Raw genomic sequence first — 13724 nt, 5'->3', positions numbered from 1 at the left:
GATCCCGGACAATGGCTTTTTAACTCAAGTTTAACAATGCCATGAAACACCCGCTTGAATCACTGATGACCGCCGCAGGGATCCTGCTGCTGGCTTTTTTGTCTTGCCTGCTGCTGCCCGCCCCCTCACTGGGCATTGTGCTGGCGCAAAAACTCGTCGCCACCTTTCATCTAATGGATCTCAACCAATTTTATACTTTGCTGTTTTGTCTGTGGTTTTTACTGCTGGGGGTGATTGAATATTTTGTACTGCGTTTTATCTGGCGGCGCTGGTTCTCGCTGGCGGATTAGACCCGCGAGAACCCTTTGCCGTTAATGCGTTCGGCTATGATTTTCTTTGCGATACGCGCCCGGCGGCTGGCTGAAGGTACGGGTGAAAATTCGCGTAAAGGTCTGCTGCGAATCGAATCCGTATTTCAAACAGATGTCATACACTTTCTGGTCGGTATCGCGTAGATCGCGGGCCGCCAATAGCAGCTTACGCTCGCGGATGTAGCGCCCGAGGCTTTCGCCTTTGTACTGCATAAAAAGACGCTGCAGGTGCCATTTGGAATATCCCGCATGGCGTGCAATATCATCAATGCGCAATGGCTGATTCAAATTATCATCAATCCATTCAACAATCGTATCAATGACCTGAGCAGAAATCGTCATCATGCTCTCCCCTGTATTCATTGAGTCGCCTGTTGCCACCAGGCCGTAAACGGTTGGTCCGGTTCGGACAGTATTACCGGTTCACCCAGCATTGGCGTCAGTAGTCGGTAATCCTGACGACGGCTGGCAAGCACCAGTCGTTTGTAGGGATCATCCCAGGTATGTTTCGCCAGAACGAAACGGCCGGCATGCCCTGGCAACACGGCTTTCGCATGCAGATCGGCCGCAGCCTGCGCCGTCTCTTCTGGCATCATGTGAATAAACTTCCAGTCCTGGTCATATTGACCGTTCTCCATAATCGCCAAATCAACCGAGCCAAACTGCTCGCCGATGGCTTTAAAATGCGGTCCATAGCCGGAATCCCCGCTGTAATAAACGTTCTGCTCCGGCGTTTCGAACATGAAGCTCGCCCATAGCGTCTGGTTGCGCTTGATACCGCGCCCCGAAAAATGACGAGCAGGCAGCACATGAACGATCAGCGAATCCGTCACTCTGACGGACTGATTCCAGTCCCGCTCTTCGATTATCTCGCTGCGCATCCCCCAGTAACGCAGATGCGACCCTACGCCGAGCGGCGTAATCACCCGCTTAATTTTCGGCATTAACGCCTTGATAGTGGCGAGATCCAGATGGTCATAGTGATCGTGCGAGATAATGAGCAGATCGATCTCCGGCATCGTCTGCGCAGTCCACGGATAATCCCCGGCAAAGGCTTTGTTCAGGAATGAAAACGGTGCGGCATAATTGCTAAATACCGGATCAATCAGGATACGTTGACCCGCCAGCTGCAAATACCATGAGGAGTGGCCCAGCCAGACCAGAGTATCCTGCTGTGGCGAAAGTCCGGCGAGATCGGTTGCCACCAGCGGTAACGGCTGCGCCGGGCGCGCATTATCACGCTTAGCGACCAGAAACTCCCACCAGGCCGCCAGCATGCCTTTGTTGCCGGTATAGCCCGGTGTCGGCACCTGGTTATGAAACTGTCCATCACGATAGTGAGGTGACTGTTCAACCAAACTCAGTTGTGCCCCTTGTGGGGCCTGACCAAACCCGGCATTGAGTACAAACGGTAAACTTGCAGCTGCGGCAATAAGCATAATAACAACCACACAAACTGTGAGACGCTTCATATCCTGACCTTAAACGCGCCCCTTTCCGCTGGTTTGCGCGACTGACTCTTGATTATGAGTGAGTAAGCACTCATTATAGAAATCGAAAGTTCGCCGTCAAGATGATTTTCAATCTTTGACATTCGCCGTTGCGGTGCTGCAAAGGCCGTGATTCAATCATGTTTTTTACAGACTTAAGGGTAAAGTGTAGTGGCTCGTCCGAAGAGTGAAGACAAAAAACTGGCATTACTGGAAGCTGCAACCACAGCATTTGCACAATCAGGCATTGCGGCATCTACCGCCGTGATAGCCCGCAATGCAGGGGTTGCGGAGGGGACGTTGTTTCGCTATTTCGCGACCAAAGATGATTTGATCAACGAGCTTTACCTCTTTTTGAAGCAAGACCTTTGTCAGTCGATGATGGCAAATTTGGATCGATCGGTGACCGATGCCAAAACCATGACTCACTACATCTGGAACAGCTACATTAGCTGGGGCCTGAACCATACCTGCGGGCATCGCACGATTCGCCAGTTGGCCGTCAGCGAGAAAATCAGCAAAGAAACGGAACAGCAGGCTGACGATATGTTCCCGGAACTGCGCGATCTTTGTCATCGCTCCGTACGACCTGAGTTTATGTCTGACGAGTATCGCGCCTTTGGCGACGCGCTGTTTCTTTCTCTGGCAGAGACCACCATGGAGTTCGCCGCCCGCGACGCGGCTCGCGCAAAAGAATATATTTCGATGGGATTTGAGGCGATGTGGCGCGCACTCACCCGTGAGGAAAAATAATGGACGGCCAGACTTTACATGCCTGTGCAAAGCGCCTTGCGCTCGAACTGCCTTTTACCGAGCACTGCTGGCCATTCGGCCCGGAATACGATGTCTTCAAAGTCGGCGGCAAAATTTTTATGCTGGTCTCAGAGCTTCGCGGACGCCCGCTGGTTAACCTGAAAGCCGATCCGCAAAAGTCACTGTTAAATCAGCAGATCTACCCCAGCATTGAACCCGGCTATCACATGAATAAAAAGCACTGGATATCGGTCTACCCAGGCGACGACATTACCGAGTCATTACTGACGGAGTTGGTAAATGATTCATGGCATCGCGTCGTAGACGGCCTGGCGAAGCGGGATCAAAAACGCCTGCGTCCAGGTTGATTTATCGTTAACTCCGATAAGTGTTTTTGCATTTTCCTGTCTTATCTTTTTCTTGCTAACCCTGTACCCTGCTGAAACAAAACGCACCCGCAGGGTATGAAAAATCACCAGGAGTAGTTATGGATATTGTTTCTGTCGCCTTAAAACGTTACTCCACTAAGGCATTCGATCCGAATAAAAAACTGACCGCTGAGCAGGCCGAAAAATTAAAAACGCTGCTGCAGTTTAGTCCGTCCAGTACCAACTCTCAGCCGTGGCACTTTATCGTTGCCAGCACTGACGAAGGTAAAGCGCGCGTAGCGAAATCCGCAGCCGGCGGCTTTGTATTCAACGAACGTAAAATGCTGGATGCTTCCCACGTCGTGGTGTTCTGCGCCAAAACGGCGATGGACGATGCCTGGCTGGAGCGCGTGGTGGATCAAGAAGAGCGCGATGGCCGTTTCGCCACCCCTGAAGCCAAAGCCGCAAACCACAAAGGCCGTACCTTCTTTGCCGACATGCATCGCAAAGAGCTGAAAGATGACAACCACTGGATGGCAAAACAGGTGTATCTGAACGTCGGTAACTTCCTGCTGGGCGTGGCGGCGATGGGTCTGGATGCGGTGCCGATCGAAGGCTTCGATGCGGCGGTGATGGATGCAGAATTTGGCCTGAAAGAAAAAGGTTTCACCAGCGTAGTTGTGGTCCCGGTGGGTCATCACAGCGTAGAAGATTTCAACGCCGCGCTGCCAAAATCTCGTCTGCCACTGGAAACAACACTGACGGAAGTTTAATCCCCGCATTTGCATAAGCTCTACACAGCGGTCATCATAGACCGCTGTTTATTAAGGAGACGTTATGCAGGAATTGATATCTCAGGTAGAAGAACTCGGCATTGAAATAAATCACACCACCTCACTGGTGATGATTTTTGGCATTATTTTTATCACCGCCATTATTGTTCACGTTATTTTGCATTGGGTGGTATTACGCGCATTTGAAAAGCGCGCCAACGCCAGCTCCCGCCTGTGGCTACAAATCATCACGCAGAACAAGTTATTTCATCGGCTGGCATTCACCCTGCAGGGTATCATTGTCAATATACAGGCCGCACTCTGGTTACAGAAAGGCAGTGAAGCAGCAGAAATATTAGTAACCTGCGCACAGCTGTGGATCATGATGTACGCCCTGTTGTCCTTGTTTTCCCTGCTGGACGTCATTCTCAATCTGTCGCAAAAATTCCCTGCCGCATCGCAATTGCCGCTAAAAGGCATATTTCAGGGCATCAAGCTCATCAGCGCTATTGTCGTCGGAATATTGATGATTTCCCTGCTGATTGGTCAGTCACCGGCAATATTGATAAGCGGTCTGGGTGCCATGGCCGCCGTGTTAATGCTGGTGTTTAAAGATCCGATCCTCGGGCTAGTGGCCGGAATACAGCTTTCAGCCAACGATATGTTGAAGTTGGGTGACTGGCTGGAAATGCCTAAATACGGCGCAGATGGCGCGGTGATTGATATTGGCTTAACCACCGTAAAAGTGCGCAACTGGGATAACACCATCACCACTATCCCAACCTGGTCACTGGTATCGGACTCTTTTAAAAACTGGAGTGGGATGTCGGCTTCCGGTGGGCGACGCATTAAACGCAGCATCAGCATTGATGCTACCAGCATTCATTTTCTTGATGAGGATGAGCGTCAGCGGCTGCATAAAGCGCACCTGCTGAAACCGTATTTGACCACGCGCCATCAGGAAATTGACGAGTGGAATCAGCAGTTAGATGCGCCTGAATCGGTATTAAACCACCGTCGGATGACGAATATTGGCACCTTCCGCGCCTATCTGAACGAATATTTGCGTCATCATCCGCGGATTCGCAAAGATATGACGTTAATGGTGCGCCAGCTTGCGCCAGACGATCACGGCTTACCGATCGAAATTTATGCCTTTACCAATACGGTGGTCTGGCTGGAATATGAAAGTATTCAGGCTGATATTTTCGACCATATATTCGCCGTAATCGAAGAATTTGGCTTGCGCATTCATCAGTCACCCACCGGAAATGATATTCGCGCGCTGTCAGGCGCGTTTCAACGCTAACGCTCAGGTACTGGCGCGTGAAATATAGCGCCAGTCCATCATCACCCTTTCCGTCTGCGCGTCAGGATTTTCTATTTTATTCAGCAGCAATCCTACCGCTTTGCGGCCTATATCCCGCGAGGGCTGCTCAATGGTCGAAAGCTGTGGGGAAACCATTTCTGCCAGTTCCGTACCGTCGAATCCCACGACGGCGATATCCTGCGGGATCTGTAATCCGGCATTGAGAATAGCACGCATCGCGCCAGCGGCCAGCGTGTCCGATACGGCAAACACCGCGTCGGGTTTCACCTCTGCGGCAAGCAATGTTTTCATCGCCGCAATTCCTGCACTGGAACTTAACTCGCTGGCGTATTCTACGGCCTGATACTCAAGCGACAGCGCATGCAGCGCCGCTTTATAGCCACGTTCGCGCAACCGGGCGTATTTATAACTCAGATCATGATTGATTAGCGCAATGCGTCGATAGCCCTTTTCCACCAGGTGAGATATTACCGACTGCGCAGCGTCAACATCGTTAATCCCTACGCAGGAAACCGCGCCTTTATCAGCATATTCCGCGCACTGAACCCAGGGAGCGTCGCCAATCAGCGTGGTCAGTTCCGGTAATTTTGAGAATGCATCCATGGTGATAATGCCATCAACGATTTTCCCCGACAGCAGCTTTAACGCCGATTTTGAGCGGGCGGTATCCGAGCCGGAATTACACAGCAAAATGCGATAGCCATTCTTTTCCGCCTCTTCTTCAATGCCTTTAACAACCTCTGCACAAAAAGGGTTGGCAATGTTGGAAACCATCACCAGAATCATCGAACTGCGTGCCGTACGCAGCTGACGAGCCAGCAGGTTGGGCTGATAATTGCTTTCTTTAATAGCCTGTAGCACGCGCTCGCGATTTTTGGCTTTGACGGTATCACTGTGATTCAGCACACGCGATACCGTCGCCACCGACACACCGGCAAGCTGGGCGATTTTTTGAATAGACATAACGACGACAAGTCCTGCGGTTTAGGCTTTACGTTGAGGCTACCATAAAATCACTGCCCGGCGAACCGGGTGCGTGTTTAGCGCTGCACTGATACCCAGCGCTGCTGCTGATGGCTTTTTATAATCGCATCAATGATATACATCACATCCGCACCATCAGAAAATGACGCAAATCGACGCTCAGCCGTCGCGGGCATTTTGCCTGCCTGCACCGCCTGATAGAACTGCTGCATCATATTCTTGAACGCATCCGGCCAGCCCTCAATATGCCCACCCGGAAAGTGCGCGCTGGCAGCGACATCCGCATTCATCAATCCTGGGTCATCCGTCAGGATCTGGTTCGCCTGCTGACGGTGCCCGATCCAAAGCTGTTGCGGCGTTTCCTGATCCCAGTGCAGTGAACTCTGGCTACCGTTAATTTCAAAGCTCAGGTGATTCTTGCGCCCGGCACTCACCTGTGAAACGCTAAAGCAGCCTTTGCTACCATCGTCAAAACGTACCAGCACCGATCCACAATCTTCCGTCGTCACCGCTTTATCCTCAAATTGCAGGTCAGCCGTTTGCTGGCCAAACGTAGCGTTACTGGCGATGCTGGCTTTTCGTACCGGCCAGACGATAGCCAGATCGGCCATCACCTCGACAATACGTTTTCCAGTGACGAATTGCACCGTGTCACACCAGTGGGAACCGATATCCGCAACCGCCCGTGAGTTGCCGCCCTGTTTGGCATCGACCCGCCAGTTGTAGTCAGTCTCCAGCAGCATCCAGTCCTGCAAATAGCTCCCCTGGACGGCAAACAGACGCCCCACGCTACCGCGCCTGACCATGCTGGCAGCCTGTTGTACCATCGCAAACTGACGATAGACAAAGCTCACGCCGTGCACCACTCCTACCTGCTCCGCTAGCGTTTCCAGTTCACGAGCCTCATCAGGCGTCATACACAGCGGCTTTTCTGAAAACACGTGCAGACCCGCGCGTAAAATCTGCCGGTTGATATCGGCATGCAGATGATTCGGCGTACAGTTATGCACCACCTGCAGTCCGGGATGCGCCAGCAGCGCCTCAACGCTGCCGTACGCCTGAGGAATATGAAGAGCATCTGCACGTTCCTGGGCAACCACCAGCGAGCTATCACAGAGCGCCACCACGTTCACACCGCCGAGTCGACGCAACGCCTCGATATGTGCAGGCCCAATAAAACCGCTGCCAATAATGCCAACCTGTATCATTTGCGTACCTCATCGCCAGCGGCGAAATCATCAAATGCGCGTGAAGAAACCGGAATAATGTGGCGGCGTATAAAATCACTCCCCTCACGCGCCCCGGTTTGCGCGTCTTTCAGGCAACACTCCCATTCCAGTACCGCCCAGCCAGAGAAATCATATTGTGTGAGCTTGCTGAAGATGGTTTTGAAATCGACCTGACCGTCCCCCAGGGAACGGAAACGCCCAGCGCGATCGAGCCACGGCTGATAACCGCCATAGACACCACTGCGGCTACTGGCGTGGTACTCAGCGTCCTTGACGTGAAACGCTTTAATGCGCGAGTGGTAAACATCGATAAACCCAAGGTAATCCATCTGCTGCAATAACAGATGGCTCGGGTCATAGAGAATGTTGCAGCGAGGATGATGATTAACCAGTGCCAGAAAGCGCTCGAACGTTACGCCATCGTGCAGATCTTCACCGGGATGGATTTCAAAGCAAACATCCACCCCATGATGATCAAAGCGATCGAGAATGGGTCTCCAGCGGCGCGCCAGCTCCAGAAAAGCCTCTTCGAAGCGCTGACGGTTATGCGGTGGCCACGGATAAAAGAAGGGCCAGGCGAGCGAACCTGAAAACGTAGCATGCGCCGTCAGCCCCAGTCTTTGCGAAGCCGCAGCAGCCTGGTGGAGGGTTTCGACGGCCCACGCCTGCCTGGCCTGCGGATTAGCGCGTACAGATGGCGGAGCAAATCCGTCAAAAGCGTCATCGTAAGCCGGATGGACGGCAACCAGTTGGCCTTCAAGATGGGTAGATAGTTCGCTAATCACCAGCCCATGCCCGGCCAGCATCCCACGAATATCATCACAATAGGCTTGACTTATGGCTGCTTGTTCGACATCAAACAAAGACTTGTGATTACACGGGATTTGTAATGCCTTATAGCCCAGCTCCGCCGCCCACTTTGCCACGCCTTCCAGGGTGTTAAACGGGGGACGATCCCCGATAAATTGCGCCAGAAAAATGCCAGGCCCCTTGATGGTTTTCATAACCCCTCCTGAAAATTACGCCTGCTCTTTGTCGTCATACTTGAAAGAGAAAAGGAAAATCACGGCAATCACTGCGGCAGCCACTGCCGGGATCCACCAGAATGTGGTCCACGCCTGAGGCACCGTTTGCCCCGCCACCAGACGGTTGTAAAGTGCGCCTGAAATTTGCGAACCAAGCAGCATACCGATCCCATAGGTAAACATAACGATCATGCTTTGCGCCTGACCTTTAACTTTCTCCCCGGCGATACGATCGGTGTAAATAAAGCCGACCACGAAGAAGAAGTCGTAGCACACGCCGTGCAGCAGAATGCCGAGATACAGCAGGAATCGGCCCTCTTCGCTGATGCCGAGGGCAAAGAATGCGTAGCGCACAAACCAGGCGCACATCCCGATTAACAACATGTATTTCACGCCCAGACGCCTGAACAGGAACGGGATCACCAGCATGAAGAAAATTTCAGACATCTGACCAAACGACATCGCCGTACTGACATCGCCAACGCCCGCATCAGCCAGAAACGACGCGGTATATGCGTAATAGGTTCCCAACGGTACAGAAATAAGGGTCGCGCAGAGCGAGAAGACAAAAAAGTGACGAACCTTGAGTAAGGCGAAAGCATCCGCACAAAACAGATCGCGCACTTTTACCGGCAGTCCTTTCGCCGGTGCGGGCGTGTTGGGCAACGTCAGGCTGTAGAGCGCCAGAATCACAGAAATAACCGCCGCCAGCGTAAAGATGCCGGTAGTATCCGAGATTCCGGTTACGCCGATAAAAATCCCCGCGACAATCCAGCCAATGGTGCCAAACACCCGCACCACCGGGAAAGTTTTGTCTTTATCCGACAGGCTATGAAAAGCAATGTTGTTGGTAAGCGCCAGCGTTGGCATGTAGCACAACGTGTAGCCAAACAGCAGACCAATCAACAGCGCACCGTTTTGCGCCACCAATGCCTGCGGAACAAACCAGAGGATCGCCGCGCCTGCAAGGTGCATCACCGCCATCACCTTTTGCGAGGCAAAGAAGCGGTCTACCAGCATCCCTAAGACGAACGGCGACAGAATAGAGGCAATGGGCCCGGCTGAAAACGCATCGCCAATCAGCAGCGACATGTTGTGCTGGCTCATCACCAACCCCAGCGTGACGGACCAACTTCCCCAGATAAAGAACTGTAAGAACATCATTAGCGACAGCCGGGGTACCAGCAGCCGGTACTGTACGTTCTGTTTTCCACTACTTTCGGTTGTTGACACCATTTTTTGCCTCACCTTTAAAAAGTAATCGATTACAAAATAGATTCAATAGAAAAGTAATCGATTACAAAACAAAGATCCTGCCAGCAAAGGCAAAATTGCGAGAGCGGTCACGATAAACATTGAGAGAAGATCCGATCCCATCCTGACGATGGGATCGGTAGAAACTTAGCGGGACTTACGACACAGCAGTTTGAAGGCAACGAACAGGAACAGGATCCACACCGGCAGGAGGATAGCTGACAGGCGCATATCGTCCATCGTACACATCAGCACCAGAATCATGCCAAGGAAAGCAATACACAGGTAGTTCCCTGCCGGGTACAGCAGCGCTTTGAACTGCGTGTCACGTCCCTTACGACGCATCGCCGCCCGGAATCGCAGATGGGCCAGGCAGATCATAATCCAGTTCAACAGCAGTGTCGCCACAACCAGCGCCATCAGCAGACTAAAGGCCTTTTGCGGCAGGACATAGTTGATCAGTACGACCAGAGACGTAATAGCACCGGAGAGGATCAGTGAATTTACCGGTACGCCGCGACGGCTGACGCGGGTTAAGAACTTCGGCGCGTTCCCCTGGACAGAGAGACCAAACAGCATACGGCTGTTAGAGTAGACGCCACTGTTATATACCGACAGCGAAGCCACCAGAATGACAAAGTTCAGCGCTGAAGCCACCACGTTGCTATCAAGATTATGGAAGATCATCACAAACGGGCTGCTGTTGGATTTCACTTCCACCCACGGGTACAGCGCCAGCAGCACCACCAGAGAACCGATGTAAAACAGCAGAATACGGTACACCACCTGGTTTACCGCCTTTGGAATGCTTTTCTGCGGATCCTGCGCTTCTGCGGCAGTAATCCCGATAAGCTCAAGTCCGCCAAAGGAGAACATAATCACCGCCAGCGACAGGATCAACCCGTTCCAGCCGGTGGCAAAAAAGCCGTTGTAACGCCACAGGTTATCAATGCTTGCATGTTCCCCGCCGTGACCGGAAAACAGCATCCACACGCCAAAACCAATCATGCCGATAATGGCCAGCACTTTAATCAGCGCAAACCAGAATTCCGTTTCGCCATACAGACGTACGTTGACCAGGTTAACCGCGTTGATGATCACGAAGAATGCCGCGGCCCAAATCCAGGTCGGGACATCGGGCAGCCAGTACTGCATGTAGATCCCAGCCGCGGTCAGTTCCGCCATGCCAACCAGCACAAACATCACCCAGTAGTTCCAGCCGGACAGAAAACCCGCGAACGGTCCCCAGTATTTATAGGCAAAATGGGAAAACGATCCGGAAACGGGTTCTTCCACCACCATTTCGCCCAGTTGACGCATAATCAAAAAAGCGATGATCCCGGCAACGCCGTAACCCAGTAACACCGCAGGTCCCGCCATCTGAATAGCCGGGCCAATGCCCAAAAACAGGCCGGTACCAATTGCGCCGCCCAGCGCAATTAATTGAATATGGCGGTTTTGCAACCCCCGCTGAAGCGTCGGCTCATTCGTTGACGCGGCATCAGACACGCTGGTGTCAGATGCAGTTGACGCGTTTTTCACGCCCTTCCCCTGTGTCGTTTTTATTGAAGGGGCTTCTTTTAACATTTCAACCTGGTTGTCGCAAGGCGCAATAAGGACCCGCTGTGCCCGTGGCATTGCGTTTGTTCATAATTACAGTGAATTATTCTGGACGAAAAGGCATCGCAGGCCACAGAATGCGCTTTACTGTTTTTCTAACATTTTCAAACGGGTGAACCCGCTGTGTTTCAGCCACTCGTTTTTGAGCCAGGCCAGGCAACGACTGTCATGAATAAGATCATCAAACGACTGGAAATCGTCAAAAGCGCTATTGAACTGGAAGATGAGGAGATTATTTTCCAGCAGGTAGATCATCTGAAAAATGAGCCTATGTCAGTCTTGCCTGGCGCCATCGTTCAGGCGCTCGAAGCACGGCGCTTTAGTGATGCCCTACGTGAAATCACGGCCTGGCTGCAATCTCAACGGGCAGTCTCAACGTGGCAGGATCCTGCCATTGCCGCCAGTAAACTGGAACTAAAGGCGCTCGAAACACAGTTGCGTGACCTGATCGATAAGCGCAACACGCGCATTCAAATCCTCGATGATTTCAACGATCTGTATCATCTTCGCCTTGGGCCGCTGATGAGCCGGATCCTCGAGTTGCGTAAACAGCTCGCCGCCAGCGCCCAGCGCAAACAGGAAGCGGAGCGAAAACGCCGGGAACAAGACTATCAATCCTGCCAGCACTATATTTCCCAGGCCGTTGATCAACTGGCCAGGCTTAAGCAGCTCTGGATGAACCAGAATTCAGATTCGCGCGAATCGGTGGAAACACGTCAACGAATTCAGCAACAAACGGAGCTTATTACCGCCCTGCTGGCGGAGATTCGTGAGCTGGAAAACGACTTTTCTCGCCAGGACGACAGCGCAGCCCGTCAGGCACAGGAAGAAGCCAGCCATGAATATGATGAATATCAGGAGCAGCAGCAGGATGCGCAACATCGTTTTAGCCGTGACCAACGACTTTCTTCTGAAGAGCGTAATGAGTTAAAACGCCTGTGGCGTCAGGCCAGCCGTCTTTGTCATCCGGACGTGGTGGCGGACGATCTGAAAGAGAAAGCGCATCAGATGATGGTGCAGCTTAACCAGGCGCGCCAGAATGCCGACCTTGCTGCCGTTCGGGCGCTACTGACTCAATTGCAAAGCGGCCTCGAACCGATGATGGCGAGTGACCGATTGAACGATCTGCAGCATTTACGCAGCAAAATACAGCAGCTCAGAGAACAAATTAACGCACTGCTCAAAGAGATTACCGAACTGGAAGCTGAGAACGCCTGGCGCCTTGCCACCTCCGTGACGGATAAAGAGGCTTACTTCTCCGATCAACAACGGGCGCTTACGGAAATCCGCAATACGCTGGAACAACAGGTGCAACAGGTTGAGCAGGAGCTGTTGGCGGGCTAAGCGCTATCAGCGATAGCAAGCAGAAAATATAACATCTTCAAGCGAGATTTGAAGATTAAGCACCAAATGACAAAAATAGCACAAAATGCTTAGTTATTAAGATAGGTCAGAGTTATCACCTTAAATGCTCGAATTTTAGGTCGATAACTGCAAATAAGACAATATTTCTCTCTCCCACCGCTCTCCCTCTCTCTTTATCCTGGCCTTGATTAAGAATTCTCCTACCTGCCAATAGTCCCATTAAGAAGAATGGTTATCTGTTTGAAATATAGGATTTTTCATATAAATCCCCTCCAGTATAAATAGGAATACCCTGTCTTTATAGAAATGGCTGAAACATTATTCGCGTGATCCATAAGCGAAATCTATCAATCATTTACTCAGAGCTGAAATAAACGATTTATCTTAAATTTTAACAAAGTGTAATATCTACTTTAAGAATAGTTAATGATTCAAATTAATACAGAAAATATCTGTTGAATCTGCAATAAATAAGGATGCGTTCACACCAAAGAACGTCATACGAGATTTAATTAACATTTCATGCGTCGCAAGAAACTCTTTTTTTAGACTAAAAAAAGAGGCGACCGCCTGCACCAAAATTTCAAGGAGATCGTTATGTCTAAGGCTATTTTTTTGGGTGAATCAATTTATCCCTGGCTAGGCATGCGTGAAATCCTACGTGGTTCATCATTATATATTGATATCGCGTACTACTCCTCTCAGACGCTTTCTGCCGTCAACATAATCCCTTATGAAACGGATTGCATCATTATTAATCCTGACAACTCAGATGTTTTAAAATATGCCAGGATTATCCGCAACATGGCTTTACGCCCTGCCACAAAAATTATTGTTTTGGCAGATGAAGCTACTTTTTCTATTTTTCAAACCGTTTGCGGGAAAAACATGCTGTTCCTCGATCAAGACGCCAGCCTTGATCGGTTACTGCTTGCCGTGACGCGCATATCACAAAACAAAAAACCACGTAGTATCAAAGAAATAAATAACAAAATCACAGCAAACGAATTTAACGTAATGATGATGCTTGCCCGGGGTTGGTCATTGACTCAAATCGCTGGAGCATCACAAAAAAGTGAAAAAACCATCGGGGCGTACAAAAGCAACATTGCCAGAAAACTCGGGAAAAATAACACCCGGCTCAAGTACACCATTTCTCACTATAGCCAGCCGTAACTGACTTATTTAAGGACAATTATCACGGTTATTATTTAAAAGATTT

General features: G+C 51.0%; 14 protein-coding genes. 7 read left to right on the top strand and 7 right to left on the bottom strand.

Going from position 1 to position 13724, the window contains the following annotated elements; translation table 11 throughout:
• Positions 1–41 precede the first annotated feature (41 nt).
• Entirely contained in the window at positions 42–290 is a 249-nt protein-coding gene (locus OGV75_RS11240; RefSeq protein ID WP_016152175.1) for a DUF1158 domain-containing protein, read from the top strand.
• A 21-nt stretch (positions 291–311) separates the two neighbouring features.
• Here OGV75_RS11240 and OGV75_RS11235 read toward each other — a convergent pair whose 3' ends face one another.
• Together OGV75_RS11235 and OGV75_RS11230 are read right to left on the bottom strand one after the other, a co-directional pair.
• The gene (locus OGV75_RS11235; RefSeq protein ID WP_003021996.1) at positions 312–653 is read right to left on the bottom strand and encodes a RamA family antibiotic efflux transcriptional regulator; all 342 of its coding nucleotides are present in this window, start codon (positions 651–653) and stop codon (positions 312–314) included.
• Between the two features lie 17 nt (positions 654–670).
• Positions 671–1783 carry an MBL fold metallo-hydrolase gene (locus OGV75_RS11230; protein ID WP_286480669.1) on the bottom strand — a complete coding sequence of 371 codons (1113 nt, stop codon included), beginning with the start codon at positions 1781–1783 and terminating at the stop codon, positions 671–673.
• Positions 1784–1972: 189 nt separating this feature from the next.
• Here OGV75_RS11230 and OGV75_RS11225 point away from each other — a divergent pair, with 189 nt between their 5' ends.
• From OGV75_RS11225 to OGV75_RS11210, 4 genes are all read left to right on the top strand, one after another.
• Complete coding sequence (locus OGV75_RS11225; RefSeq protein WP_016152173.1) at positions 1973–2554, top strand: TetR/AcrR family transcriptional regulator; 582 nt, start codon at positions 1973–1975, stop codon at positions 2552–2554.
• Complete coding sequence (locus OGV75_RS11220) at positions 2554–2922, top strand: MmcQ/YjbR family DNA-binding protein (protein WP_016152172.1); 369 nt, start codon at positions 2554–2556, stop codon at positions 2920–2922. The genes OGV75_RS11225 and OGV75_RS11220 overlap by 1 nt, the downstream gene beginning before the upstream one ends.
• Positions 2923–3041: 119 nt before the next feature.
• A complete protein-coding gene (nfsB, locus tag OGV75_RS11215) occupies positions 3042–3695 on the top strand; it encodes an oxygen-insensitive NAD(P)H nitroreductase (RefSeq protein ID WP_016152171.1) in 654 nt (217 codons plus the stop codon).
• A gap of 64 nt (positions 3696–3759) precedes the next feature.
• Positions 3760–5004 carry a mechanosensitive ion channel family protein gene (locus OGV75_RS11210; RefSeq protein WP_016152170.1) on the top strand — a complete coding sequence of 415 codons (1245 nt, stop codon included), beginning with the start codon at positions 3760–3762 and terminating at the stop codon, positions 5002–5004.
• Positions 5005–5007: 3 nt separating this feature from the next.
• On the opposite strand, the gene OGV75_RS11205 is transcribed toward OGV75_RS11210, so the two are convergent.
• The 5 genes from OGV75_RS11205 to pheP form a co-directional block, all read right to left on the bottom strand.
• Positions 5008–5988 (bottom strand): LacI family DNA-binding transcriptional regulator, encoded by a 981-nt coding sequence (locus tag OGV75_RS11205; RefSeq protein WP_016152169.1) that lies wholly within the window; start codon positions 5986–5988, stop codon positions 5008–5010.
• Between the two features lie 77 nt (positions 5989–6065).
• On the bottom strand, positions 6066–7217 hold the full coding sequence (locus OGV75_RS11200) for a Gfo/Idh/MocA family protein (RefSeq protein ID WP_286480668.1): 1152 nt from the start codon (positions 7215–7217) through the stop codon (positions 6066–6068).
• Complete coding sequence (locus tag OGV75_RS11195; protein WP_200010854.1) at positions 7214–8242, bottom strand: sugar phosphate isomerase/epimerase family protein; 1029 nt, start codon at positions 8240–8242, stop codon at positions 7214–7216. Before OGV75_RS11195 ends, OGV75_RS11200 begins: the two co-directional genes overlap by 4 nt.
• A gap of 15 nt (positions 8243–8257) precedes the next feature.
• Positions 8258–9499: an MFS transporter gene (locus tag OGV75_RS11190; protein WP_016155933.1), complete on the bottom strand. Its 1242-nt coding sequence runs from the start codon at positions 9497–9499 to the stop codon at positions 8258–8260.
• A 165-nt stretch (positions 9500–9664) separates the two neighbouring features.
• On the bottom strand, positions 9665–11059 hold the full coding sequence (pheP, locus tag OGV75_RS11185; protein WP_286480666.1) for a phenylalanine transporter: 1395 nt from the start codon (positions 11057–11059) through the stop codon (positions 9665–9667).
• Between the two features lie 246 nt (positions 11060–11305).
• Between pheP and OGV75_RS11180 the strand changes: the two genes are divergently transcribed.
• Both OGV75_RS11180 and OGV75_RS11175 read left to right on the top strand, forming a co-directional pair.
• Complete coding sequence (locus tag OGV75_RS11180; RefSeq protein WP_016152164.1) at positions 11306–12481, top strand: coiled-coil domain-containing protein; 1176 nt, start codon at positions 11306–11308, stop codon at positions 12479–12481.
• Between the two features lie 618 nt (positions 12482–13099).
• Positions 13100–13678 carry a helix-turn-helix transcriptional regulator gene (locus OGV75_RS11175; protein ID WP_053389448.1) on the top strand — a complete coding sequence of 193 codons (579 nt, stop codon included), beginning with the start codon at positions 13100–13102 and terminating at the stop codon, positions 13676–13678.
• The last annotated feature ends 46 nt before the right edge of the window (positions 13679–13724 follow it).

Source organism: Citrobacter sp. Cb028 (assembly GCF_030336705.1).
Lineage (GTDB): Bacteria > Pseudomonadota > Gammaproteobacteria > Enterobacterales > Enterobacteriaceae > Citrobacter > Citrobacter braakii.
The sequence above is the reverse complement of the archived record's forward strand: the minus strand, read 5'-3'. Positions and strand labels throughout refer to the sequence as shown.

Coding starts and splice junctions, on each gene's coding strand:
- OGV75_RS11230 (WP_286480669.1), bottom strand. CDS start 1,783: ATGAAGCGTCTCACAGTTTGTGTGGTTGTTATTATGCTTATTGCCGCA.
- OGV75_RS11205 (WP_016152169.1), bottom strand. CDS start 5,988: ATGTCTATTCAAAAAATCGCCCAGCTTGCCGGTGTGTCGGTGGCGACG.
- OGV75_RS11240 (WP_016152175.1), top strand. CDS start 42: ATGAAACACCCGCTTGAATCACTGATGACCGCCGCAGGGATCCTGCTG.
- OGV75_RS11200 (WP_286480668.1), bottom strand. CDS start 7,217: ATGATACAGGTTGGCATTATTGGCAGCGGTTTTATTGGGCCTGCACAT.
- OGV75_RS11190 (WP_016155933.1), bottom strand. CDS start 9,499: ATGGTGTCAACAACCGAAAGTAGTGGAAAACAGAACGTACAGTACCGG.
- OGV75_RS11210 (WP_016152170.1), top strand. CDS start 3,760: ATGCAGGAATTGATATCTCAGGTAGAAGAACTCGGCATTGAAATAAAT.
- OGV75_RS11220 (WP_016152172.1), top strand. CDS start 2,554: ATGGACGGCCAGACTTTACATGCCTGTGCAAAGCGCCTTGCGCTCGAA.
- OGV75_RS11195 (WP_200010854.1), bottom strand. CDS start 8,242: ATGAAAACCATCAAGGGGCCTGGCATTTTTCTGGCGCAATTTATCGGG.
- OGV75_RS11180 (WP_016152164.1), top strand. CDS start 11,306: ATGAATAAGATCATCAAACGACTGGAAATCGTCAAAAGCGCTATTGAA.
- nfsB (WP_016152171.1), top strand. CDS start 3,042: ATGGATATTGTTTCTGTCGCCTTAAAACGTTACTCCACTAAGGCATTC.
- OGV75_RS11175 (WP_053389448.1), top strand. CDS start 13,100: ATGTCTAAGGCTATTTTTTTGGGTGAATCAATTTATCCCTGGCTAGGC.
- OGV75_RS11235 (WP_003021996.1), bottom strand. CDS start 653: ATGACGATTTCTGCTCAGGTCATTGATACGATTGTTGAATGGATTGAT.